19 protein-coding genes are annotated in these 20376 nt (G+C 71.0%); 6 read left to right on the top strand and 13 right to left on the bottom strand.

Features of this window, described 5'->3' with window-relative positions:
• Nucleotides 1-27: 27 nt before the first annotated feature.
• Nucleotides 28-1032 carry a LacI family DNA-binding transcriptional regulator gene (locus tag ABCS02_RS20660; protein WP_345837574.1) on the bottom strand — a complete coding sequence of 335 codons (1005 nt, stop codon included), beginning with the start codon at nt 1030-1032 and terminating at the stop codon, nt 28-30.
• 116 nt (nt 1033-1148) lie between these two features.
• Between ABCS02_RS20660 and ABCS02_RS20655 the strand changes: the two genes are divergently transcribed.
• On the top strand, nt 1149-2435 hold the full coding sequence (locus ABCS02_RS20655) for an MFS transporter (protein WP_345837573.1): 1287 nt from the start codon (nt 1149-1151) through the stop codon (nt 2433-2435).
• Between the two features lie 17 nt (nt 2436-2452).
• Nucleotides 2453-4186 (top strand): glycoside hydrolase family 3 N-terminal domain-containing protein, encoded by a 1734-nt coding sequence (locus ABCS02_RS20650; protein ID WP_345837572.1) that lies wholly within the window; start codon nt 2453-2455, stop codon nt 4184-4186.
• 13 nt (nt 4187-4199) lie between these two features.
• Here ABCS02_RS20650 and ABCS02_RS20645 read toward each other — a convergent pair whose 3' ends face one another.
• The 6 genes from ABCS02_RS20645 to ABCS02_RS20620 all read right to left on the bottom strand — a co-directional run bounded on the left by ABCS02_RS20645 (nt 4200) and on the right by ABCS02_RS20620 (nt 9712).
• Complete coding sequence (locus ABCS02_RS20645; protein WP_345837571.1) at nt 4200-4394, bottom strand: ferredoxin; 195 nt, start codon at nt 4392-4394, stop codon at nt 4200-4202.
• Complete coding sequence (locus ABCS02_RS20640) at nt 4391-5557, bottom strand: NADH-ubiquinone oxidoreductase-F iron-sulfur binding region domain-containing protein (protein WP_345837570.1); 1167 nt, start codon at nt 5555-5557, stop codon at nt 4391-4393. Before ABCS02_RS20640 ends, ABCS02_RS20645 begins: the two co-directional genes overlap by 4 nt.
• 11 nt (nt 5558-5568) lie before the next feature.
• On the bottom strand, nt 5569-6153 hold the full coding sequence (locus ABCS02_RS20635; protein ID WP_345837569.1) for a hypothetical protein: 585 nt from the start codon (nt 6151-6153) through the stop codon (nt 5569-5571).
• Entirely contained in the window at nt 6150-7067 is a 918-nt protein-coding gene (locus ABCS02_RS20630) for an FAD:protein FMN transferase (RefSeq protein WP_345837568.1), read from the bottom strand. The genes ABCS02_RS20635 and ABCS02_RS20630 overlap by 4 nt, the downstream gene beginning before the upstream one ends.
• A gap of 516 nt (nt 7068-7583) precedes the next feature.
• Nucleotides 7584-9023, bottom strand: a complete 1440-nt coding sequence (locus tag ABCS02_RS20625) for a HAMP domain-containing sensor histidine kinase (RefSeq protein WP_345837567.1) — start codon at nt 9021-9023, stop codon at nt 7584-7586.
• Between the two features lie 11 nt (nt 9024-9034).
• Nucleotides 9035-9712 (bottom strand): response regulator transcription factor, encoded by a 678-nt coding sequence (locus tag ABCS02_RS20620; RefSeq protein ID WP_345837566.1) that lies wholly within the window; start codon nt 9710-9712, stop codon nt 9035-9037.
• Between the two features lie 136 nt (nt 9713-9848).
• Between ABCS02_RS20620 and ABCS02_RS20615 the strand changes: the two genes are divergently transcribed.
• Complete coding sequence (locus ABCS02_RS20615) at nt 9849-10400, top strand: hypothetical protein (protein WP_345837565.1); 552 nt, start codon at nt 9849-9851, stop codon at nt 10398-10400.
• A gap of 3 nt (nt 10401-10403) precedes the next feature.
• Here ABCS02_RS20615 and ABCS02_RS20610 read toward each other — a convergent pair whose 3' ends face one another.
• From ABCS02_RS20610 to ABCS02_RS20590, 5 genes are all read right to left on the bottom strand, one after another.
• On the bottom strand, nt 10404-10658 hold the full coding sequence (locus ABCS02_RS20610) for a hypothetical protein (protein WP_345837564.1): 255 nt from the start codon (nt 10656-10658) through the stop codon (nt 10404-10406).
• A 168-nt stretch (nt 10659-10826) separates the two neighbouring features.
• On the bottom strand, nt 10827-12089 hold the full coding sequence (locus ABCS02_RS20605; RefSeq protein ID WP_345837563.1) for an ABC transporter permease: 1263 nt from the start codon (nt 12087-12089) through the stop codon (nt 10827-10829).
• Complete coding sequence (locus ABCS02_RS20600; protein WP_345837562.1) at nt 12086-12874, bottom strand: ATP-binding cassette domain-containing protein; 789 nt, start codon at nt 12872-12874, stop codon at nt 12086-12088. The genes ABCS02_RS20605 and ABCS02_RS20600 overlap by 4 nt, the downstream gene beginning before the upstream one ends.
• 87 nt (nt 12875-12961) lie before the next feature.
• The gene (locus ABCS02_RS20595; protein ID WP_345837561.1) at nt 12962-14026 is read right to left on the bottom strand and encodes a substrate-binding domain-containing protein; all 1065 of its coding nucleotides are present in this window, start codon (nt 14024-14026) and stop codon (nt 12962-12964) included.
• 183 nt (nt 14027-14209) lie between these two features.
• Nucleotides 14210-14371 (bottom strand): hypothetical protein, encoded by a 162-nt coding sequence (locus ABCS02_RS20590; RefSeq protein ID WP_345837560.1) that lies wholly within the window; start codon nt 14369-14371, stop codon nt 14210-14212.
• A gap of 122 nt (nt 14372-14493) precedes the next feature.
• Between ABCS02_RS20590 and nhaA the strand changes: the two genes are divergently transcribed.
• Together nhaA and ABCS02_RS20580 are read left to right on the top strand one after the other, a co-directional pair.
• Nucleotides 14494-16320, top strand: a complete 1827-nt coding sequence (gene nhaA / locus ABCS02_RS20585; RefSeq protein WP_345837559.1) for a Na+/H+ antiporter NhaA — start codon at nt 14494-14496, stop codon at nt 16318-16320.
• 10 nt (nt 16321-16330) lie between these two features.
• Nucleotides 16331-17230: a hypothetical protein gene (locus ABCS02_RS20580; RefSeq protein WP_345837558.1), complete on the top strand. Its 900-nt coding sequence runs from the start codon at nt 16331-16333 to the stop codon at nt 17228-17230.
• Nucleotides 17231-17242: 12 nt separating this feature from the next.
• Here ABCS02_RS20580 and ABCS02_RS20575 read toward each other — a convergent pair whose 3' ends face one another.
• Nucleotides 17243-17614 (bottom strand): GNAT family N-acetyltransferase, encoded by a 372-nt coding sequence (locus ABCS02_RS20575; protein WP_345837557.1) that lies wholly within the window; start codon nt 17612-17614, stop codon nt 17243-17245.
• Nucleotides 17615-17764: 150 nt separating this feature from the next.
• On the opposite strand from ABCS02_RS20575, the gene ABCS02_RS20570 reads away from it, so the two are divergent.
• The gene (locus ABCS02_RS20570; RefSeq protein ID WP_345837556.1) at nt 17765-20317 is read left to right on the top strand and encodes an ATP-dependent Clp protease ATP-binding subunit; all 2553 of its coding nucleotides are present in this window, start codon (nt 17765-17767) and stop codon (nt 20315-20317) included.
• The last annotated feature ends 59 nt before the right edge of the window (nt 20318-20376 follow it).

Raw genomic sequence — 20376 nt, 5'->3', positions numbered from 1 at the left:
GCACAAGCCCTCGTAGGTGCTCGTCGCTCACGCCGAGGCGCGGACGATCAGCGTCCCGGGCAGCTGCAGGCGCTCGGCGGCGACCGGCTCGCGCCGGATCTGGCGCAGCAGCAGGTCCATCGCGGCGTTCGCCATCGCCTCGTACGGCTGACGCAGGGTGGTCAGCTGCGGGTCGACGAGCACGGCGGCCCGCTCGTCATCGAAGCCGGCGACGGCGACGTCGTCGGGGACGGAGAGGCCGTGCTTGCGCAGGGTTCGGAAGGCCGCGGGAGCGACGACGTCACCGATGCAGAACACGGCGTCGATGGGCACGCCGGACGCGAGGAGGCCGGCCAGCGGCGGCAGGTCCTCGTCCGCCTCGCTGAAATCGGTCGCGCAGTCGATCACCAGCTCCTCCCGGAACGGGATGCCGGCGGCCTCCAGCGCGTCGCGATAGCCCGCGAGCCGCTCCGTCTCGTAGTACCAGTCGCCTGACCCGCCGCACAGGACGATGGACCGCGCCCCGCGCTCGATGAGATGGGTGGTCGCCACCGCCGCGCCTTGGCGGCTGGCGACCGCGACCGTCGGGAGGACGACATCGCGTGAGGCGTCGTCGAGTGCCACCACCGGGAGGCCGAGCTGGTCGCAGGCGCGCCGGACACGCTCCTGATCCACGCCCGTGCACACGAGGACGCCCTCCGTCGGCGCGAGGGACAGCGTGTCGACCATCGCGGCGGCGTCGTCCTCCGTGCCGACCGGGAAGACCGAGATGCGATAGCCCTCCGCGGCCGCCGCTTCGAACGCCGTCTGGATGAAAGGTCCCCACCAGCCCAGGGCGCCGGTCGGGACGATGACGGTGAACTCGTGGTAGCTGCCGGCTTTGAGCGCGCGGGCGGCCGCCGAGGGACGGTAGCCGAGTCGCTTGGCGACCTCTCGCACGCGGTCCTGCGTCGCCGCGCTGACGTCGGGGTGCCCGCTCATCGCCCGGGAGACGGTCGCGACGCCCACTCCCGCGGCATCCGCGACCTCGGCCAGCGTTACTTTCCGCGGCATGGACGTCCTCTCCCGCGGCGAGAACTTGACACGCGTTCACCGCTCCGGATACGTTACCGGATCAAGCCGGAAACGTTACCGGTGGCGTATCCGTTTACACTCGACGAAGAGGATTCATGAGCGCTGACCTTCCCGCCCGAGCGGAGTCCGCGGCCGCGGCCGCCCTTGCCGAGCCTTCTCGCACCCGTGTCGGCGTCGGCTTCATCGCGATCTACCTGTTGGCGATGTTCGGCATCTGGATGTCGATCAATCTGCCCGCCTCGGTGACCATCGCGCTGCGTATCGGCGACATCGATCCCGAGAACAAGACCGGCACCTACTCGCTGGTCGCCGGCGTGGGAACGCTCATCGCGGTGCTCGCCAACCCGTTCTTCGGCAGGCTCAGCGACCGCACGCGCAGTCGGTTCGGACGCCGTCGCCCGTGGATCGTCGTCGGTGTCCTCGGAACGGCCGCCGGCGCGGCCGTGATCGGCCTGTCGAACACGGTTCCCCTCATGATCATCGGCTGGGTGCTGATGCAGGGGTTCGTCAACGCCGCGATCGCCGCGGCGCTGGCGATCGTCGCCGACCGGATCCCGGAAGAGCAGCAGGGCTTCGTGGGCTCGCTGTCGGGCCTCGCCGGCTCGCTGTCGATCGTGGTGGGCATCTTCTTCATCCAGATCTTCCCGACCAGCATCCTGGCGCAGATCGGATTGCCGGTCCTCGCCGCGGTCGTCTTCGGCGGGCTCCTTGTCATCGCGTACCGCGACGACACTCCCGCGCAGGGCCCGCGCGTGCCCTTCGGCTTCAAGGAGTTCCTCGGCAGCTTCTACGTGAACCCGCGAAGCGAGTCCAACTTCACGTGGCTGCTCGTGAGCCTGTTCCTGGTCGCCTGCGGCTTCGGCGTCGTGTCGACCTACACGGTCTACTTCCTCCAGGATCAGATCGCGGTGCCCGCCGACGACCTCGCGGGCGTTCTCACGCTGGCGTATCTTCTCCCCGGCGTCGTCGCGGTGGTCGCGACTCCGCTTGCCGGATGGGTCGGCGACCGGCTCGGCCGGCGGAAGCCGGTGGTCATCGCGGCCGCGCTGTCGGTGGCGGGAGGCATCGTCGTGATCGTGACGGCGACCTCGCCGACGCAGTTCGTCGTCGGTGTGTGCCTGGTGTCCGGTGTCGGCGCCGGAGCCCTCATGGGCACCTTCATCGCTCTCGCGATCGCGACCATGACGAGCCCGGCGGATGCGGCACGCAATCTCGGCATCGCGAACATCGCCGTGACCCTGCCCTTCTCGATCGTGCCGTTCGTGGCCCCGCTGCTTCTCGGGATCGGGTCCGGAGCCAACTACACGCTTCTGTTCCTCGCCGGCGGTGTCGTGGCGGCCGCCGGCATCATCCCCCTCGTCTTCATCCGCAACGCGCGGTGACCTCTCGGAAGAACCACATGGACGCATATCTCGACCCTGCCTACTCGCCGGAGCGCCGCGCGGCCGACCTGGCCGGCCGCATGACGGTCGCGGAGAAGGCCGGCCTCCTCTTCCAGCCTTCGACGACTCCGGTCGGGGAGGCCGGCCGCCGCGAAGCGATCGACGACGTCACCGTGCGGCTCGTCTCGCACTTCAATGTGCTCGACGGCGAGGGCAGCGAAGAGATCGCACGATGGCACAACACCCTCCAGGAGATGGCCGAGTCCACCCGGCTGGGGATCCCCGTCACGCTCTCGTCGGATCCGCGTCACGGTTTCCGCAGCAGCCCGTTCACCGGACAGGCGCTCGGGTCGCTATCGCGCTGGCCGGAGACGACCGGCATCGCAGCCATCGACGAGCCCGGGGCGGCCGCACGATTCGGTGAGACGGTGCGCCGGGAGATGCTGGCGATGGGCGTTCGCGTGTATCTCGGCCCGATGGCCGACATCTATAGCGAGCCTCGCTGGTCACGGGGCTTCGGCACGTTCGGCGAGGATCCCGAGCGGGTGTCCGCGCTGACGGCGGAGTTCATCCGGGCTCTTCGCGGAGGCGCGGAGCTCGGCCCCGACAGCGTCGCGGCCGTCGTGAAGCACTTCCCCGGCGCGGGCCCGCAGAAGGACGGCGACGACGCCCACGACGCGCGCTATAAGGAACAGGTCTATCCCGGCGGGCGACAGGCGCTGCACCTGCGTCCGTTCGAGGCCGCGTTCCAGGCCGGCGCCACCCAGGTCATGACCTACTACGGCATGCCGGTGGGGACCGACTGGGACGAGGTCGGATTCGCATTCAACGAACCGGTCGTCCAGGGACTCCTGCGGCAGCGCCTCGGCTTCGGGGGCATCGTGGTGACCGACTGGAACGTCATTGACGCCGCCCACATCGGCGGCATGACGTTCGGGCCGAACGGATGGGGCCTCGAGGACCGGACCCCGCTCGAGCGCCTGCGCATCGCCCTCAACGCCGGCGTGGATCAGTTCGGTGGCGATCGTGGCACCGAGCTGATCGAGGAGCTGGTCGACAGCGGCGAGTTGCCGGCGAAGCGGCTGGATGCCTCGGTGATCCGGTTGCTTACCGAGAAGTTCCGGCTCGGACTCTTCGAACGTCGCCGCGTCGACCCGGCCCGTGCCGGTGAGATCTGCGGTGCCCCAGACGTGACGCAGCTCGGTCTCGACGCCCAGGAGAAGTCACTGGTCCTGCTGAAGGACGGGAACGCGGGCGGTGGAATCGGGTCCCTCGTCGAGGGCTCGGCCGTGTATGCGGACGGCTGCACGGTCCCGGGCGGCTCGGGTTTCGTCGCCGTGGCCGATCCTGCCGCAGCGGAGGCGATCGTCGTGCGGCTGGATGCGCCCTTCGAGTCCGGGCGCGGATCGATGGGCGACTTCTTCCACGGCGGCTCGCTCGCCTTCCCGGCGACGACCCTGGAGAAGCTCCGCGGCTATGCGGCGTCGGCCCCCGTCTTCGCGGCCGTCTACCTCGAGCGTCCGGCGGTGCTCCAGCCGCTCCTCGAGATCGCGACCGTGGTCGTCGGGGAGTTCGGTGTCGGCGACGATGTGTTGTTCGGCGCGTTGGGCGGGCGGACCGCGTTCACCGGTCGGCTCCCGTTCGACATCCCGTCGTCGATGCCGGCCGTGGAGGCGTCGCGCGAGGACGTCCCCTTCGACACCGCCGATCCCACCTTCCGCGCCGGGTACGGGCTCGTCTCGAAGACCTAGCTGGGCACGACGGCTAGCCGAGGCGGAGGGCCAGGCGTGGGCAGGTCGCAATGGCTCGACGGACGTGGGCGCGTTCGACCTCGGCGCGTTCGTCGATGATCGGGAAGCCCCATTCGTCGAGTCGGATCGCCTCCGGGAGGAGCCGGGCGCACAAGCCGTGACCGTCGCACCGGGTCCAATCGACGCGGAGCTGTCGACGGGAGCTCATGCGGAGTCTCCGAGCGGGAGGACGCCGAGCACCGGGCGTCCGCAGGGGCGGCCCGCAAGGTGTCGGCGGACCTCGCTCTCGAAGGCGCCGACACCGGAGGCCATGAAGGCGACGGCCCCGGTGGGGTGATGGCATGCGCCGCGGTCGTGGACGTACCCGAGCCGGCGTGAGAGCCGATCGACGTCGATCTCGGCGCCGGCGGCGAGGCGGGCGAGGTCGTCCACGATCGCGGGGAGCCCGAACCGGCACGGGCCGCACTGGCCCGCTGACCGGCTCGCGAGCCAGCGGGCGACGCGCGCGATCTCGCCGAGCGCGCAGGTCTCTTCGGGGAGGACGGCGAGCACGCCCGCGCCCCAGCGGATGCCCCGTCGGCGCATCTCGAGACGGTCCACCGAAAGGCGGCTCTCGGTCGTCCACGTGCCGTGGTAGCCGCCCACGAGGACGGGTCGCCGGAGGTCTCCGCCGATGAGGCTGCGGACGTCGGTCCCGTTCGGGACCTCCCACACGCCGTCCCGTTCCGTCCCGTGCAGAGTGAGCAGGCTGACGCCGGGCTCGGCGGGCGCGCCGACGGCGGCGTAGACCTCCGGTCCGAGCGCCGACAGCAGTGCCAGCTGCGCGAAGGTCTCGACATTGGAGGCGTACGTCGGGCGGCCGCCGAGTCCGCGCTCGGTCGCGTGCACGCGGACGCCGTTGGGCACCGGCGCCCGGCCGTCGAGGCCGTTCACGAGAGCACCGATCTCACCGCCCACGAACCCGAACCCCACGCGCCGCACCTCGACCGAGGTGCCCTCCGCGGCGGCGGTCAGGAGGTCTGCCGCGTAAGCGTCGGACACGGCGATCACGGCATGCCGGCTTCGCAGCGCAGCGGCCGTCATCGCGACCCCCGCCACGACGAGGTGGGGACAGCGCCGCATGAGCGCCCGGTCTTTCCACGACAGGGGCTCGCCCTCGCCGCCGTTCGCCAGCACCCGTGCACCCCGACGCGCCGCCGAGAGCTTCGCCGCCACCGGGAACGCCGCCCCGCCCCGGCCGAGGAGCTTCACGCTCTCCGCCGCTTCGACGAGCCAGCGCTGATCCCGCGGCGGAACGGGAAGGCGGTCGCCGTTGAGAAGACGCGATTCGGCGAGCGTGTGCAGCCGAGAGCGGTCCAGCGCAGCGGTCATGCTCGCCCCCGTCATCGGATGCCTCGCCCGCCGAGCACCCCGTCCCGATCGCGATGCCAGAGCCGGCTGTTCCCCCGCAGTCGGACGATCCAGCCGATCATGACCACGAGCACGCCGCTCGCATACACGAAGAGCGCCCACGGTTCCCGGGTGTCGGGGCCGGCGAGGATGCCGTGGAGCAGCGCGAGCGACCATCCCGCATAGGCGCTCCGATGCAGCCAGCGCCAGCCGCGCTCGGAGATCATCCGTGCCGTCGCCAGCCGGAGCGCGCCGGAGACCGTGGCCAGCACGAAGGCATAGAGGGCGATGCTGCCGATGCCGAGCGCCACGGTGTCGTAGCTGGACGTGAACGGGATGAGGACCGCGCTCAACGGCGTCGCGATATACGTGTCGAGGATCGTGAGGAGGACGTGGAGAGCGAGAACGAGGAGCCCGACCACGGCCGTCGACCGATGGAGGAGCTGTCTGACGGCGCGGCGGTCGATCGCCCGGAGAGTGCCGCCGCCGCTCGTGCTCGCGAGGCCGAGAGCGAGACTGAGGCTGAAGACGCCGTACGCGACCAGGCCGAGCGCACGGATGAGCGCGTACATCGTCACGAGACCACCTGCGGTGCATCCGAGGTGGCTGTGGGCCAACCGGCCCGCGGCACGATCCGCCCGTCGTCCGCCACGAGGCGCGACGGTCGCCCCGCTCGCGCGAGAGCGGCCTCCGCCTCGTCCGCGGAGACGAGCGTCCACGTGCTGAACACGTTCGCCTCCACCACCGTCGGCGCCCACACCGTCGCGCTCCGCCAGCGTCCGCGGGTGCTGCGGCCCGTGCGCGGGTCGATGACATGGTGTCGTCCGCCCGCCCATCGCCGTCCCCTCGTCGAGGAAGTGGCGAGGGCGCCCGCGTCGATCTCGACGAGTTCGGCGGCGGAGTCGGGGGTCTCGGATACCGCGATCCGCCATCCGCCGGGCGGCGTGCCGTGAACGGCGAGGTCGCCGCCGATCGAGACCAGCACGCCGTCGATCCCGCGCGCGGCAAGGCGACGGACGGACTCGTCCACCGCCCACGCCTTCCCCACCGCACCAAGGTCCAGGATCGTGCCGTCCGTGACGCCGACACGGCACAGCTCGCGGTCGACGCGCACGACCTCGGCCGCTCGCGGTACGGGCGCATCCTGCTCGCCCTCCGACGTCGACGGGCGTGCCCGTACGACGGCGATGTCGTCGTCGTACCCGGCCGCCGCCAGCGCTGCGCCGACCGTCGGCGTGACCGCGCCGGCGGTGCTCTCAGCGACCGAGATCGCGAGGTCCACGAGGGTCAGCAGGAGCGGAGAGACCGGGACGTAGCGTCCCGGTCGGTTGTTGACGCGGACGAGATCGGAGTCGTCCCGGAACCGGCTCGCCGCCGCGGCGACCTCTGCCATCACCGTGCGTACGATCTCCACGGACGGGGCCAGTGCTCCGGGCTCGGACGTCACGACCGCCACCGCGCAGGACCAGTCGGCCCATTCCTCCGTCGTCACGAGGAATGCGTCCGTGCTTGCGGCTGCGCGGGCGCGGGGGCCGGCTGCACGGGCGCCGGGGCCGGTTGTGCCGGGGCGGGGGCCGGTTGCGCGGGGGCGGGGGCCGGGGCCGGTTGCGCGGGCGCCGGAGCCGGTTGCGCGGGCGCCGGCGCCGATCGAGCCTGCGGAGCAGGCTGCGCCGGCGGAGCAGAGGGCGAGGCGACCGGGGGAGGCGGCGATGCCGACGGTGAACGTACCGGGGACGGAGAGGATGCGGGGACGGTCGGTGCGGGGGACGCGGCGCCGCCATTCGCTCCGGACGCCGGTGCCGTACCCGCCGCAGCTTCGAGGTCGGCATGCGCGGCCGCGGCCGTCAGGCCGACCCCGGCCGCGACGCTGCCGGCGACGACCGCGACAAGGGTCAGGCGCGCGCGTCGTCGAATCCGGGCACGGCTGGAGGAGGACGTCCGGTCGTTCATGTCGTCCACCCTCGTCGGATATGCGCTATGCGTTCGTCAGCGGACCGTCAAGAGCGGGTCAAGCCCGGCTAGCACTCCGCCCTGCGTGCCCGGCGGGCGGCCCTCCGGCTGCGTCAGCGTGCAGCCTCAGCAGCACCCCGTGCGCGCGACCCGTCGCATCCGCGTCGACGAGCTCGAGCGTGCCGCCGGCCGCCTCGGCCACGGAGCGGGCGACATCGAGCCCGAGTCCCGTCGACCCGCGGTCGCTCATCCCGCGCTCCAGCGCGGCACGGGGGATGCCCGGACCGTCGTCGCGCACGACGAGGTCGGCACCGTACGAGGTCGCCGTCAGCTTCACGCGGAACGCCGTGCCCTGCGCGGTGTGGGCGATGACGTTCTCGATCAACGCGTCGAGCGCCGACCCCAGGTCGTCGACCGTGCTGCGCACCCAGACGGGCTCACCGGGCACGTCGATCGTCACCGCTCGCTCCTGGTCCTCCGCCAACGGACGCCAGAACGCGCCCCGCTCGGCGACGACCGCCGCAGCGTCGCACCGCGGATGAACCCCCTCGCGGACCCCGCGCCGTGCGGCGTGGATGATCCGCGTCAGCATCCGCTCCAGCCGGTCGAGGTCGCCTTCCACCTCCCCGCGCTGCGGGCTGTCCGGCAGCCGCTCGACCGAGAGGCGCACCGACATCAGCGGGGTGCGCAGCCGGTGCGACAGGTCGGCAGCGGCCTCGCGCTCCTGCGTGAGCAGCTCGCCGATGCGCGCCGCGAGCGCATTCAGTTCGATTGCGACGGCCGCGACCTCGCTCGGCCCCTCGACGGGCGCTCGCGCGGCGAGGTCGCCGTCACGCAGAGCGATCGCCGTGTCGGCCGTCAGCTGCAGAGGCCGGATGAGGCGGCGGCCCGTGAGCTCTGCTCCTGCCCATGCCAGCAGCAGGATCGCCACGGCGACCGCTGCGCCGATCCCGTACTGCTGCGCGAGGGTCGCCTGCACCGGGGCATCCCGCGCGAACGCGACCGCGCTGGCGCGTCCGGAGGCCGTCTGCGCGACCACCTGCACCACGCGTCCGCCCGGCACCGAGATCTGCCGGGGGGACGACGCGGCCGTGCTCGCGTTCCCCCCGTCGTTGCCGCTCACGTCGTCGTCGTCGGTGTTGCTCTGCGCATTCGTGCTGTCGTTGCTCGACGAGGATGCCGCCGTGATCGCGGTGAGGACCTCCGCCGGCAGCGGGGCGCCGATCTGGCTCCCGTTCGGAAGGAGCATGGTGACCTGCGGGTCATCCTGCCCTCGGCGCTGGTTCAGACGCTGGACGTACGCGGTCGCCCCTTCCAGGTCGCCCTCGCCCAGACTGAGGTAGTCCGCGGCCGACTGCGCCGCGAGGGTCGCCTCCGCCTCCGCCTCGGTCTGTGCTTGCGCGTAGCGCAGCACCGCGATCGGGACGGCTGCGAGCAGGATGACTGCGAGGGCCGTCCCGACCGCGAGCGCGATCACCCGGCCCCGCAGGCTGGACACCCGCCAGCGCCTCACGGTTCGACGAGCTTCACGCCCACGCCGCGGACGGTCAGCAGGTATCGGGGCTTGGCTGCGGTCTCGCCGAGCTTGCGGCGCAGCCACGAAAGGTGCACATCGACCGTACGATCGGCGCCTCCCCACGCCTGCTGCCACACCTCCGCCAAGAGCAGACGCTTGGCGACGACCTCCCCCGCGTGCTGCATGAGCATCTGAAGAAGGTCGAATTCCTTGCGGGTCAGGTCGAGCATTCGACCGTCGAGCGCGGCCTCTCGCGCGACGGGGTCGAGGCGGAGACCGCCGACGACCAGGGCCTTTTCGACTTCCGGAGGCGCGGCGCGGCGCAGAACGGCACGGATCCGCGCGTCCAGTTGGGAGATCGAGAACGGCTTCACCAGATAGTCATCCGCGCCGGCGTTGAGAAGACGGACGATCTCCCGCTCGTCGTCGCGGGCGGTCGCCACGATGACCGGCGCGCTCGTGATCACCTTCGCCACCTCGAGGACGTTCGAACCGTCCAGGTCCGGAAGCCCGAGGTCGAGGACGACGACATCCGGCCGTTCCCCGGAGAGGGCGGCGAGGGCTTGCACGGCCGTGGCGGCGGCATCCACGACGTGTCCGTGCTCCGCCAAGCCGCGAACGAGGCCCGTGCGGATCGCCGCATCGTCTTCGACCACCAGCACGCGCACCACAAGGACACGCTACCCAGCCCCACGTCGACGCGGGTGAGCCTTTACGCGGGCTTAACACCCGACCGAAGATCGCGGTGTCGGCACGCCCGCGCCTCGCCGAGTAGCCTGTTCCCGGGAACGTCAGATCGGGGGAGCCATGAGCGTGCAGGGATTGCCGGCATATCCGGTGGGGGCAGCGGGCACGGAGCGCGTCAACGCGCCGACCGGAACCGTCTGGATCTGGCTCAACGTGCTGCTGCCGGTCGTCACGCTGCCGTCGCTGTTCCTCCTGAACACGTCCGCCTACCTCCGGGCGACGTTCGAGGCGGCCGCGACCGGTCACCGGCAGGTGGCGAACGCGGCGACCGCCTCGTATCTGGCTGGATCTCTGGCGGTGTGGGGGATCAGCCTCGTGGTGATCGGGCTCTGCGTGCTGTTCGCGTGGCTCGACTGGCGTGAACTGCGTCGCCGCGGCATCCCTCGGCCGTTCGCGTGGCCGTGGGCGTTCTTCGCGTTCCTCAACAACGGGGTCTACGTCATCGGCCGCGGTGTCGTGCTGCGTCGGCGCACGGGGCACGGCCTCGGCCCGATCTGGGGCTGGGCCGCCGTCACCGCGCTGTCGGTGATCGTCGGCGTCGTCTACGGCGTCGCGATCCTGACGCAGACCTTCGAGCTCATCCGCTCGACCGCGGGCGTGCTGCCCCGCTGACGCTCACTCGAGAGGCGGCGGCGCGGGAGCCTGCGGCGGTGTCGGATCCGCGGGGTGGGGAGCGGTCGCTGCCGGGTAGGCGGGCGGAGCGGTGACGACGGGCGGATGCATCCGCCGCTCGTGATCGCGGAGTGCGTGCGACACGGCGAGCCGGATGATCCAGTAGAGGACGAAGAAGGCGATCGCGGCGGCGACGATGCCGAGCGCGACCCCTCCCGCGACCTCCAGAAGGCGTAGAGGATTGCGGTGAACGATCATGAGCCGACGGTACGTCCGGCACCTATGTGTCCGCCGCGTGCACCGCGCCAGATCAGGTGATCTCGCAGGTTCAGGACGATCCGGGCGGAGAACGTCCTGAGCGAGCGTGATCACCTGATCTGGCGGGCGGGCCCGCGCCGAGTGGCGCGGACCCCGGAGGGTATCGGGCTAGGTTCTCGCGCCGCCGGAGCGGAGGCGCGAGAGCGCGTCGACGGTGGCGGCCAGGATCAGCACGCCGCCCGTGACCAGCAGGTTGATGCCGGCGGGGAGGTTCAGCAGACCGAGGCCGTTCGTGATCATCGCGATCACGAGGGCGCCGATCGCCGCGTGCATGAGGCGACCGCGTCCGCCGAAGAGGCTGACCCCGCCGACGACCGCGGCCGCCACGCCGGACAGCACGATGTCGCGGCCGGCCGCGGCATCCACCGACGCGATGCGGGCGACGCTGAACAGGCCCGCCAGCACGGCGAGCGTGGAACACAGGACGAACGCCCACCACTTCACCCACCGCACCTTGACGCCGGCGCGGCGTGCCGCCTCGGCGTTGCCGCCGATCGCGTAGATGTAGCGGCCGAACCGGGTCCGGTCGAGCGTGAACGTCCCGATCCACAGGATGACCAGCACGACTGGCACGATGATCGGCACGCCCTCCACCGGGATGATCGACGACGACCGGTTCAGGTTCAGGAGGTAGACGACCACGCCGCCGATGACGGCAATCACCCCGAGCTTGATCCACACGAGCGACAGGGCCCGGTTCGCGACTCCGGCGCGAGTGCGCCGGGCACGATCCCAGAACGAGGTCGTCGCCGACACGGCCAGCATGATCACGAGCATCACCCATCCGCCCCACACCGGCAGGTTGCTGTTCTGCAGCGCGATGAGCTCCGGCACCTGCAGCCGGTAGAGCCCGCCGGATCCGATGATGAGCAGTGCGAGCCCCTGGTACCCCAGGAACAGGCCCAGCGTCACGACGAAGGACGGGATGCCGACCCTCGCGACGAAGAAGCCGATGAGAGCGCCCGTGGCGAGCCCGAACGCGAAGCCGATCGCGAGCGCGAGGATCCAGTTCACGCCGAAGCTGTCGTTCAGGACGATGAAGATCGCCATCGCGACGCCGCCGGTCACGCCGGCCGACAGGTCGATCTCGCCGAGCAGGAGGACGAACACGAGCGCCATGCCGAGCATGACGAGCGTCGCCGCCTGGTTCAGGAGGTTCGCGAAGTTGCCGGCGGTGAGGAAGTACGGGCTCAGGATCGTGAACAGGATCGTGAGCACGACGAGCCCGCCGATCGCGGGCAGGGCGCCCATCTCGCCGCCGCGCAGTCGCTGCAGCCACGCATCGAACTGCTCCCGGACGCCGCCCTCCATGCCGCTGCCGATGAGGTCGCCGACGAGCGGGTCGGGCGCGGCATTCGTCCGCACGCTCATTGGAGGGCCTCCGTCGCGATCGTCGAAGTGTCCATGATCTTCACGCCCTCCTGCACCTTCGTACCCGTGATGTAGCCGACGATGTCGTCGCGGGTCGTCTGATCCGCGTCGATCTGCGCCACCATCTGGCCGAGGTAGAGGACGGCGATGTCGTCGGCCACCTCGAACACGTCGACCAGGTTGTGGCTGATGAGGATCACCGCGACGCCCTGCTCGGCGAGTCGGCGGACCAGGCTCAGAACCTGCTCCGTCTGGGCGACGCCGAGCGCCGCGGTCGGCTCGTCGAGGATCACGACGCGCGCCTTCTTGAGGACGGCGCGGGCGATCGCGACGGTCTGCCGTTGCCCGCCGGAGAGGGAGGACACCTTCTGCCGCACGGACTTCACGGTCCGCACCGACAGCGACCGCAGCGTGTCGGATGCCTCCCGTTCCATGCGGCCCTCGTCGAACGTGCCCGCGCTCGTCTCCTCGCGGCCCAGGAACATGTTCTGGACGATGTCGAGGTTGTCGCACAGCGCGAGGTCCTGGTACACGACCTCGATGCCGAGCGCCGCGGCCTCACGCGGCGAGTGCAGCGTGACGGGTGCGCCCTCGAAGAGGATCTCCCCGCCGTCGTAGGGCTGGACGCCCGCGAGGCCCTTGATGAGCGTGGACTTGCCGGCGCCGTTGTCGCCGACGAGGGCCGTCACCTTCCCCGGCCGTACCCGGAGGTTGACTCCTTTCAGGACCGTCACCGGTCCGAACGACTTCTTGATCTCGACGAGTTCGATGATGAGGTCAGACATGTGCCGCTCCCTTGCGATCAGCTCGACCCTCAGATGCGTACGCCGAAGGCGCCGCGTCCTCGCGGACGCGACGCCCCCGTTGCGGCGTTACTGTACGCCGTACTGCGCGCACTTCGCAGCGACGTCGCCGGTGCAGATCTCGGCCGCCGAGGCATCGCCGGCCTTCACGACCGTCTCGACCTCGTTCGGGCCGACCAGCTGCGGCGTGACCGCGATGTACGGGGTGCCGTCGGCGAGCTTGTTGGTCGTCGTCACGGTCTGACCCTTGAGCACCTTGGTGATCACGTCGACCGCTGCATTGGCCTCGTCCTTCACGGGCTTATAGACCGTCGCGGTCTGCCATCCGGTCAGGATGTTCTGAAGACCGGCGACGTTCGCGTCCTGACCCGACACCGGCACGCCGGTGAGGTTGTTCTTCTGCAGGATCGCGATGACGCCCGCGGCGTTCGTGTCGTTGGCTACCCACACGGCGTCGACCTTGCCGCCCAGTGCCGTCAGGGCCTGCTCGAAGTTGGTCGCGGTCTGCGCCTGGTCCCAGACGCCCTTGGGCTCCTGAGCCGGCTTGATGCCCGCTGCCGACATCACGTTGTTCGCACCGGTGCGGAACATCGCGGCGTTGCCGTCCGTCGGGTCACCGCCCATGTAGACGACGGTCGCGGTCTTCGGGTCCTTGTGCTGGGCGTTGAGTCCGTCGACGATGGTCTGGCCCTCGAGCTCGCCCACCTTGATGTTGTCGAACGACACGTAGTAGTCCGCGCCGGTGAACGGCCGGTCATAGGCGATGACCGGGATGCCCTGAGCCTTGGCCTTGGTGGCTACGCCCTCGGCGGCGCCGTTGTAGTCGACGAGCACCATGACGCCGCAGCCCTTCGTGAGCTGCTGGTCGGCGATCGTGGCGTACTTGCTCGTGTCGCCCTGCGCGTTCTGGATGTCGGCTTCGTAGCCGGCGGCGGTCAGGCCGTCCTGGAGGTACTTGCGGTCGAAGTTCTCCCAGCGGGGGGAGGAGGCGGCATCGGGCAGGATGACGCACGCGCGCGTCGAAGCAGCCGCGGCACCCGAGCCGGAGCCTCCGCCAGAGCCGGAACAGCCTGCCAGGAGGAGGGCAGCCGCTCCTGAGAGCGCTACCACGGCGGCCAGAGAGGATCGCTTCATTTTTCTCTCACCCTTCGTTGACGTGAGGATTTGTGGTGTCGTGCAACATTGCCGCGACGTCAGCATCGTGCGCCAAAACGAACGGAAAGAAAAGCGCCTTGCGGTCACAGTTCGGTAACTGTGGGACCGCTCCCGTGCCCCGCCACGAAAGGACGGGAGCGACGTGATCCGCCGGGCGGACGGCTAGGAGCGGCTGCTCCAGCGAGAGTGCACCGGGATCGCGATGGCGGCGGACACGCTGAGGATGCCGCCGACGAAGATGATCGCCTCCCAGCCCGGGACCGAGAAGGAGATGCCCGTCGCGAACATGCCGAGCAGGAACAGGAAGAGGGCGACGATGTACATGGGACTCCTTCGGTGGCCTCCCCAGGCTACCGGTTTGCGCCGCGGTCGCACTGCGCTCGCCGCCGACGGCCCCGCTGGGCCAGAATGAGCCGGAGACACCGTCATCCCGGAGGCGCGCACGCATGACGTCGATCGCGATCCAGACGATCGAGAGGAAGCCTCTCGCCGTCCGGAGGAAGCGCGGGCGCGACCGGATCGGCGCGGGCCTCATGCTGCTGGCCACCGTGGTCGCGATCGTCTGGGCGAACTCGCCCTGGGGTGCGGGGTACGAAGAGTTCTGGGGGACCGTCGTCCGCGTCGACGTCGGCGGCACGCTGTTCTCGTTCACGGTCCACGAGCTCGTGAACGACGGCCTCATGACCCTGTTCTTCTTCCTCGTCGGTCTCGAGGTGAAGCGCGAGTTCGCGATCGGCGAGCTGACCTCGCGCTCGCGCGCGGTGCTGCCGGTCGCGGCGGCGATCGCGGGCCTCGCCCTGCCCGCGCTCATCTTCGTCCTGTTCACGATGCGGACCGGCGACGCCTCCGCGTGGGGCATCGTCATCTCGACCGACACCGCCTTCCTGATCGGGGCGCTCGCGATCATCGGACCCAAATACCCGATGCGCCTGCGGGTGTTCCTGCTGACCCTGGCCGTCGTCGACGACATCGGCGCCCTCCTGGTGATCGCGTTCTTCTACTCGAGCGGCATCCAGCCGATCCCGCTCGCCGTCGCCGTGGTGCTGCTGGTCGCGCTCGCCTTCGTGCGCTTCCTCCCCGCGGGCCGCGGCCTCGCCTACACGACGCTCGGCATCGCGCTGTGGGCCGCGACGTACCTCGCCGGCATCCATCCGACGCTCGCGGGGGTCGCCGTCGCGCTCCTCATCCCGGTCTTCGCGCCGCGCCGCGGCGACGTGGAGCGCACGGCGGAGCTCACCCGCGCGTTCCGGGAGTCGCCGAACACCGCCTACGCAGCGGCCGTCACCCGCTCGGTGCGCGATTCGATCTCGATCAACGAGCGGGTGGATGCCGCGTGGCGGCCGTATGTGGAGCTCGGGGTCCTCCCGCTGTTCGCCCTCGCCAACGCGGGCGTGCACCTGACGCCCGCGACGCTGGCGGCCGCCGTCACCTCGCCGATCACGTGGGGCGTCGTCGTCGGCTTGGTCGTCGGCAAGTTCGTGGGGATCACCGGGATCACCGCGCTCCTGCGCGCCGTCGGGGCCGGGAAGCTCGCGCCGGGGCTCGGGATGCACCGCATCGCGGGCGGCGCCGCCCTGTCCGGGATCGGCTTCACGATCGCGCTCTTCCTCGTGCCGATCGCGATCGAGGATCCGGAGCAGCAGGATCTCGCGCGGGTCGGCATCCTCGCGGCATCCGTCATCGCGTTCGCCGTCGGCTGGGCGGTTCTCACCATCGGCGACCGGCTCCGCCCGCCCCAGGCGGTCGGAGCGAAGCTGAACCGGCCGGTCGACGTCGACCGCGACCACATCCGCGGGCGGGTCGATGCGCCGCTCACGATCGTCGAGTACGGCGACTTCGAGTGCCCGTTCTGCAGCCGGGCGACCGGTTCGATCGACGCGGTCCGCGAGCACTTCGGTTCCGAGCTGCGCTGGGTGTTCCGGCACCTGCCGCTCGAGCAGGTGCACCCGCACGCGGTTCATGCGGCGCGCGCCGTCGAGGCGGCCGCGATGCAGGGGCGGTTCTTCGAGATGGCGGTCGTGCTCTTCCGGAACCAGGCGAACCTCGACGACGCCGACCTGCTGGAGTACGCCCGGCAGATCGGGCTCGACGAGGAGCAGTTCCTCCGCGATGCCCGCTCGCCCGAGGTCGCGCGGCGCGTCAGGGACGACGCGATGGACGCCGAGCTCATGGATCTGCACTCCACGCCGACCTTCTACATCGGCGGCAAGCGCCACGTCGGCTTCTACGACTCCCGAACGCTGATCGCCGCGCTGGAGGCCTCGCGCGGATAGTCTCGCGGAGGTGGACGGGGGGCGGGGGATGGGGATGCGGCTGCACAACACCGCGACCGAGCGGACCTACCGATACGTGCGGCTGTCGATCGTGGGCGCGGTCGTGCTGCTGGGGGTCGGGATCGCGGTCGCCACGTGGGTCGACGGGCCGCTCGGGTCCGTCAGCGCGACGTACTACTCGTCGGCGCACGACGTCTTCGTCGGGTCGATCTTCGCCATCGCGATCAGCCTCGTGGCGCTGAGCGGGGACAGCCTGGAGCAGGTGCTGCTGGACTACATGGCGATTTGCGCGCCCGTCATCGCGGTCGTGCCGCCGCTCATCGCCGCGGGCGAGGTCCCCGGCAGCACATGCCCGGAGACCGCCCCGTGCATCCCGTCGGTGTTCCTGCCGCAGATCTGGACCGCGACGACGAGCCTCGTGATCGTCGGGGTACTGGGTGTGCTGCTCGCGCTCGTGCTGACGGTCGTGCAGGGGCGGATGACGCCCGCGCGCGGCCTCGCTCTCGCCGGCGCCGCCGCGATCGTCGTCACCTTCGGGCTGTGGGCCTGGCTCGCGCCGGCGTCGTACCTCGCGGGCGCGCACGTGACCGCGGCATCCATCTTCTTCGGTCTGATCGTCGTGATCGCGGTGTTCTCGGCCATCCGCGCCTACCGCGTCTGCCGCACCCCTCGCGGCGGGACTGTGTATCGCACGCTCTACACGGCCGTGGCCACCGGCATTGCCCTGGCCGTCCTGTTCCTGCTGACGGTCATCGCGCTCACGCTCGCCGGTGTCGAGGCGGTCGTGAACTCGCCCGTGCCCCTCGTGTTCGTGGGCGAGGTCGTCGCCCTTGGGCTGTTCGCCGTGTTCTGGACCACCCAGACGATCCAGCTGTGGGACGGGGAGCCCGAGCGGAGCGACGCCGGCTGACCGGTCGCCGCGTCAGTCGCGCGGCAGCAGCTGCTGCAGGGTCCAGGTGTTGCCGTCGGGGTCGTCGAACGTGACGAAGCGGCCCCACGCCTGCTCGTCCACACCGTTCGCCTCCGCTCCGACGGCTCGCAGCTGCGCGAGCGCGGCGTCGGCATCCGGCACCACGACCTGGATCGTGTTCTGACGGCCCGGCTCGAGGTCGAGCCCGAGCCCCGTGCCGAACGCGATCGAGCACGCGGACCCCGGCGGCGTCATCTGCACGAAGCGCAGGCCGTCGTACGGCGTCTGGTCGTGGTCGGCGTGGAACCCGATCCGCTCATAGAACTCCTTCGCCCGGTCGACGTCCGTGACGGGGACGAAGATGAGCTCGATCTTCCAGTCCATGGGATGCCCTCTCTCTGGCTGATGCTCCCCACGCTACGAGGGGGTTCCGACACCCGGGAATACTCGCCGTACCCCCGCGTTGAACTTGATACTTCGCCTGTCAAGTTTGTAAACTTGACATAGCAACACTCAAGTATCAGGAGACCGCACATGCCCGAAGACTTCACCCCTCAGAACGAGGGCGACGGCGCCAGCGCATTCGACGAGTTCCTGGCGCGCTACCTCCAGGGCGAGCGCGCCCGTGAGGAGCGCTCGATCGACCTCGGCCGCTTCCTGAGCGCGCGCACGCAGGAGCTCTTGCAGGCCGCCGGCGCGTACGCGCTGCAGCGCGGACAGCGCGAACTGGATGCGCTGCACGTGCTGCGCGTCCTCGTCGCGGAGGCGCCCGCGAAAGACGCCGTCGAGCGGCTGGGCGTCGACCCGCGCGCGCTGGAGCGCGCCGCGGAAGAACGGCTGCCGCAGCCGAGCGCGTCCGTCCAGGCCGACGCCGCCGTGGTGACGCCGTCCGTCCAGCGTGCGCTGTTCCACGCGTTCCAGGTCGCCCGCTCCTCGGGCTCGACCTACGTGGACCCGGAGCACCTGTTCTTCGCGCTGGTCCTGGCGCAGGACGCCCCCGCGGGGCAGATCCTCGCGCAGGCGGGCGTCACCGCGGAGGCCCTGACCCAGGGCGTGCGCGAGACCGTGACGCCGGCGGGAGCCGCGGCATCCGAGCCGGAGGCGACGTCGGAGACCCCGATGCTCGACCGGTTCGGCACCGACCTCACCGCGCTGGCCGCGGCGGGCCGCCTCGACCCCGTGATCGGGCGCGCCGACGAGATCGAGCAGACGATCGAGATCCTGAGCCGCCGCACGAAGAACAACCCCGTGCTGGTGGGCGAGGCGGGCGTCGGCAAGACCGCGATCGTGGAGGGTCTGGCGAGCGCGATCGTGGCGGAGAAGGTGCCGGAGCAGCTGCGGGACAAGCGCGTCATCGCGCTAGACCTGCCGGCGATGCTGGCGGGCACCCGCTTCCGCGGCGACTTCGAGGAGCGCCTGACCAAGACGATGGACGAGATCGCGGCGCAGGACGGCGCGGTCATCGTGTTCGTCGACGAGGTGCACACCGTCGTCGGCGCCGGGGGCGGCGGCGAGGGCGCGATGGACGCCGGCAACATCCTGAAGCCTCGTCTGGCGCGCGGCGAGCTGCGGCTCGTCGGTGCGACGACGCTGAAGGAGTACCGCCTGATCGAAAAGGACCCGGCGCTGGAGCGCCGCTTCCAGCCCGTGCGCGTCGGTGAGCCCAGCGTGTCGGATGCCGTGCAGATCCTGCGCGGGCTCGCGCCCGCATACGCGGAGCACCACGGCGTGACGTACACGGACGAGGCGCTGCGCGCGGCCGTCGAGCTGAGCGACCGGTACCTGACCGAGCGCGTACTGCCGGACAAGGCGATCGACCTGATCGACCAGGCGGGTGCGCGGCTGCGGCTGCGCCTCGGCGTGCAGGTGGACACCGGTGCGCTGATGGCGGAGCTGGCGACCCTGGAGGCCGACAAGAACGCGGCCGTCTCGGGCGAGCACTACGAGGAGGCCTCGCGCATCCGCGACGCGATCGCGGACGTGCAGCGTCGGCTCGACAGCGCCGTGTCCGGACCCGTCGCGGGTGCGACCGGCGCCGTCGTGGACGAGGCGCAGATCGCCGCGGTCATCAGCCGGGCCACCGGCATCCCGGTATCGCGCGTCACGGAGACGGAGCGCGCGCGCCTCGGGGCGCTGGAGGACGAGCTGCACGCCCGAGTCATCGGGCAGGACGACGCCGTGACGGCGGTTGCTCGCGCGGTGCGGCGCAACCGCACCGGCATGGGCGACGCGCACCGGCCGATCGGCAGCTTCCTGTTCCTGGGCCCCACGGGCGTCGGGAAGACGGAGCTGGCGAAGGCCCTCGCGGCATCCGTCTTCGACGACGAGAACGCGGTCATCCGCTTCGACATGAGCGAGTTCGGCGAGCGGCACACCGTGTCGCGCCTGGTCGGCGCCCCTCCGGGATACGTCGGCTACGACGAGGCCGGGCAGCTGACCGAGCGCGTGCGGCGCAACCCCTACGCGGTCGTGCTGTTCGACGAGATCGAGAAGGCCCACGCGGACGTCTTCAACCTGCTGCTGCAGGTGCTGGACGACGGGCGCCTGACCGACGGCCAGGGTCGCACGGTCGACTTCCGCAACACGGTCATCGTCATGACGTCGAACCTGGGGAGCGAGTTCCTGGCCTCCCGGTCGGGGGCGATCGGCTTCATCGCGGACGGCGGCGGGGCGACCGGCTTCGGCAGCGAGGACGACCTCCGCGTGCGCGTCATGGGGCGCCTGCGCGAGGCCATGCGGCCCGAGTTCCTGAACCGCATCGACGAGATCGTGCTGTTCCGGAAGCTGGATCAGCCGCAGCTGCACCGCATCGTGCGGCTGATGCTGGGCGCGACCGAGGCGCGGCTGACGGCGCGCGAGGTGTCGTTCACGGCGACGGATGCCGCGGTGGACTGGCTCGCCGAGCACGGGTACGAGCCCGAGTACGGCGCGCGGCCGCTGCGCCGGCTCATCCAGCGCCAGGTCGACGACCGGATCGCGGACCTGTTCGTGTCCGGTGCGGTCGCGGACGGCGGCGCGGTCTCCGTGGACGCCACGCGCGACGAACTCGTGGTGGCCTCCGCCCCGCGCCTGGCCCAGGCCGCCTGACCCCGGGGGCTCGGGCCCCGGCCCGGCCGGCGCGGGCCCAGGCTCGGCCCAGGCTCGGG

This window comes from Microbacterium sp. X-17 (assembly GCF_039615055.1).
Note: the sequence above shows the minus strand (reverse complement) of the source record. Positions and strands in the feature narration are given on the sequence as shown.

What these genes read in the sequence shown, in the direction of transcription:
- ABCS02_RS20655 (WP_345837573.1), top strand. Translation starts at nt 1,149, where the DNA reads ATGAGCGCTGACCTTCCCGCCCGAGCGGAGTCCGCGGCCGCGGCCGCC.
- ABCS02_RS20570 (WP_345837556.1), top strand. Translation starts at nt 17,765, where the DNA reads ATGCCCGAAGACTTCACCCCTCAGAACGAGGGCGACGGCGCCAGCGCA.
- ABCS02_RS20595 (WP_345837561.1), bottom strand. Translation starts at nt 14,026, where the DNA reads ATGAAGCGATCCTCTCTGGCCGCCGTGGTAGCGCTCTCAGGAGCGGCT.
- ABCS02_RS20590 (WP_345837560.1), bottom strand. Translation starts at nt 14,371, where the DNA reads ATGTACATCGTCGCCCTCTTCCTGTTCCTGCTCGGCATGTTCGCGACG.
- nhaA (WP_345837559.1), top strand. Translation starts at nt 14,494, where the DNA reads ATGACGTCGATCGCGATCCAGACGATCGAGAGGAAGCCTCTCGCCGTC.
- ABCS02_RS20575 (WP_345837557.1), bottom strand. Translation starts at nt 17,614, where the DNA reads ATGGACTGGAAGATCGAGCTCATCTTCGTCCCCGTCACGGACGTCGAC.
- ABCS02_RS20660 (WP_345837574.1), bottom strand. Translation starts at nt 1,032, where the DNA reads ATGCCGCGGAAAGTAACGCTGGCCGAGGTCGCGGATGCCGCGGGAGTG.
- ABCS02_RS20640 (WP_345837570.1), bottom strand. Translation starts at nt 5,557, where the DNA reads ATGACCGCTGCGCTGGACCGCTCTCGGCTGCACACGCTCGCCGAATCG.
- ABCS02_RS20605 (WP_345837563.1), bottom strand. Translation starts at nt 12,089, where the DNA reads ATGAGCGTGCGGACGAATGCCGCGCCCGACCCGCTCGTCGGCGACCTC.
- ABCS02_RS20600 (WP_345837562.1), bottom strand. Translation starts at nt 12,874, where the DNA reads ATGTCTGACCTCATCATCGAACTCGTCGAGATCAAGAAGTCGTTCGGA.
- ABCS02_RS20645 (WP_345837571.1), bottom strand. Translation starts at nt 4,394, where the DNA reads ATGAGCTCCCGTCGACAGCTCCGCGTCGATTGGACCCGGTGCGACGGT.
- ABCS02_RS20610 (WP_345837564.1), bottom strand. Translation starts at nt 10,658, where the DNA reads ATGATCGTTCACCGCAATCCTCTACGCCTTCTGGAGGTCGCGGGAGGG.
- ABCS02_RS20650 (WP_345837572.1), top strand. Translation starts at nt 2,453, where the DNA reads ATGGACGCATATCTCGACCCTGCCTACTCGCCGGAGCGCCGCGCGGCC.
- ABCS02_RS20615 (WP_345837565.1), top strand. Translation starts at nt 9,849, where the DNA reads ATGAGCGTGCAGGGATTGCCGGCATATCCGGTGGGGGCAGCGGGCACG.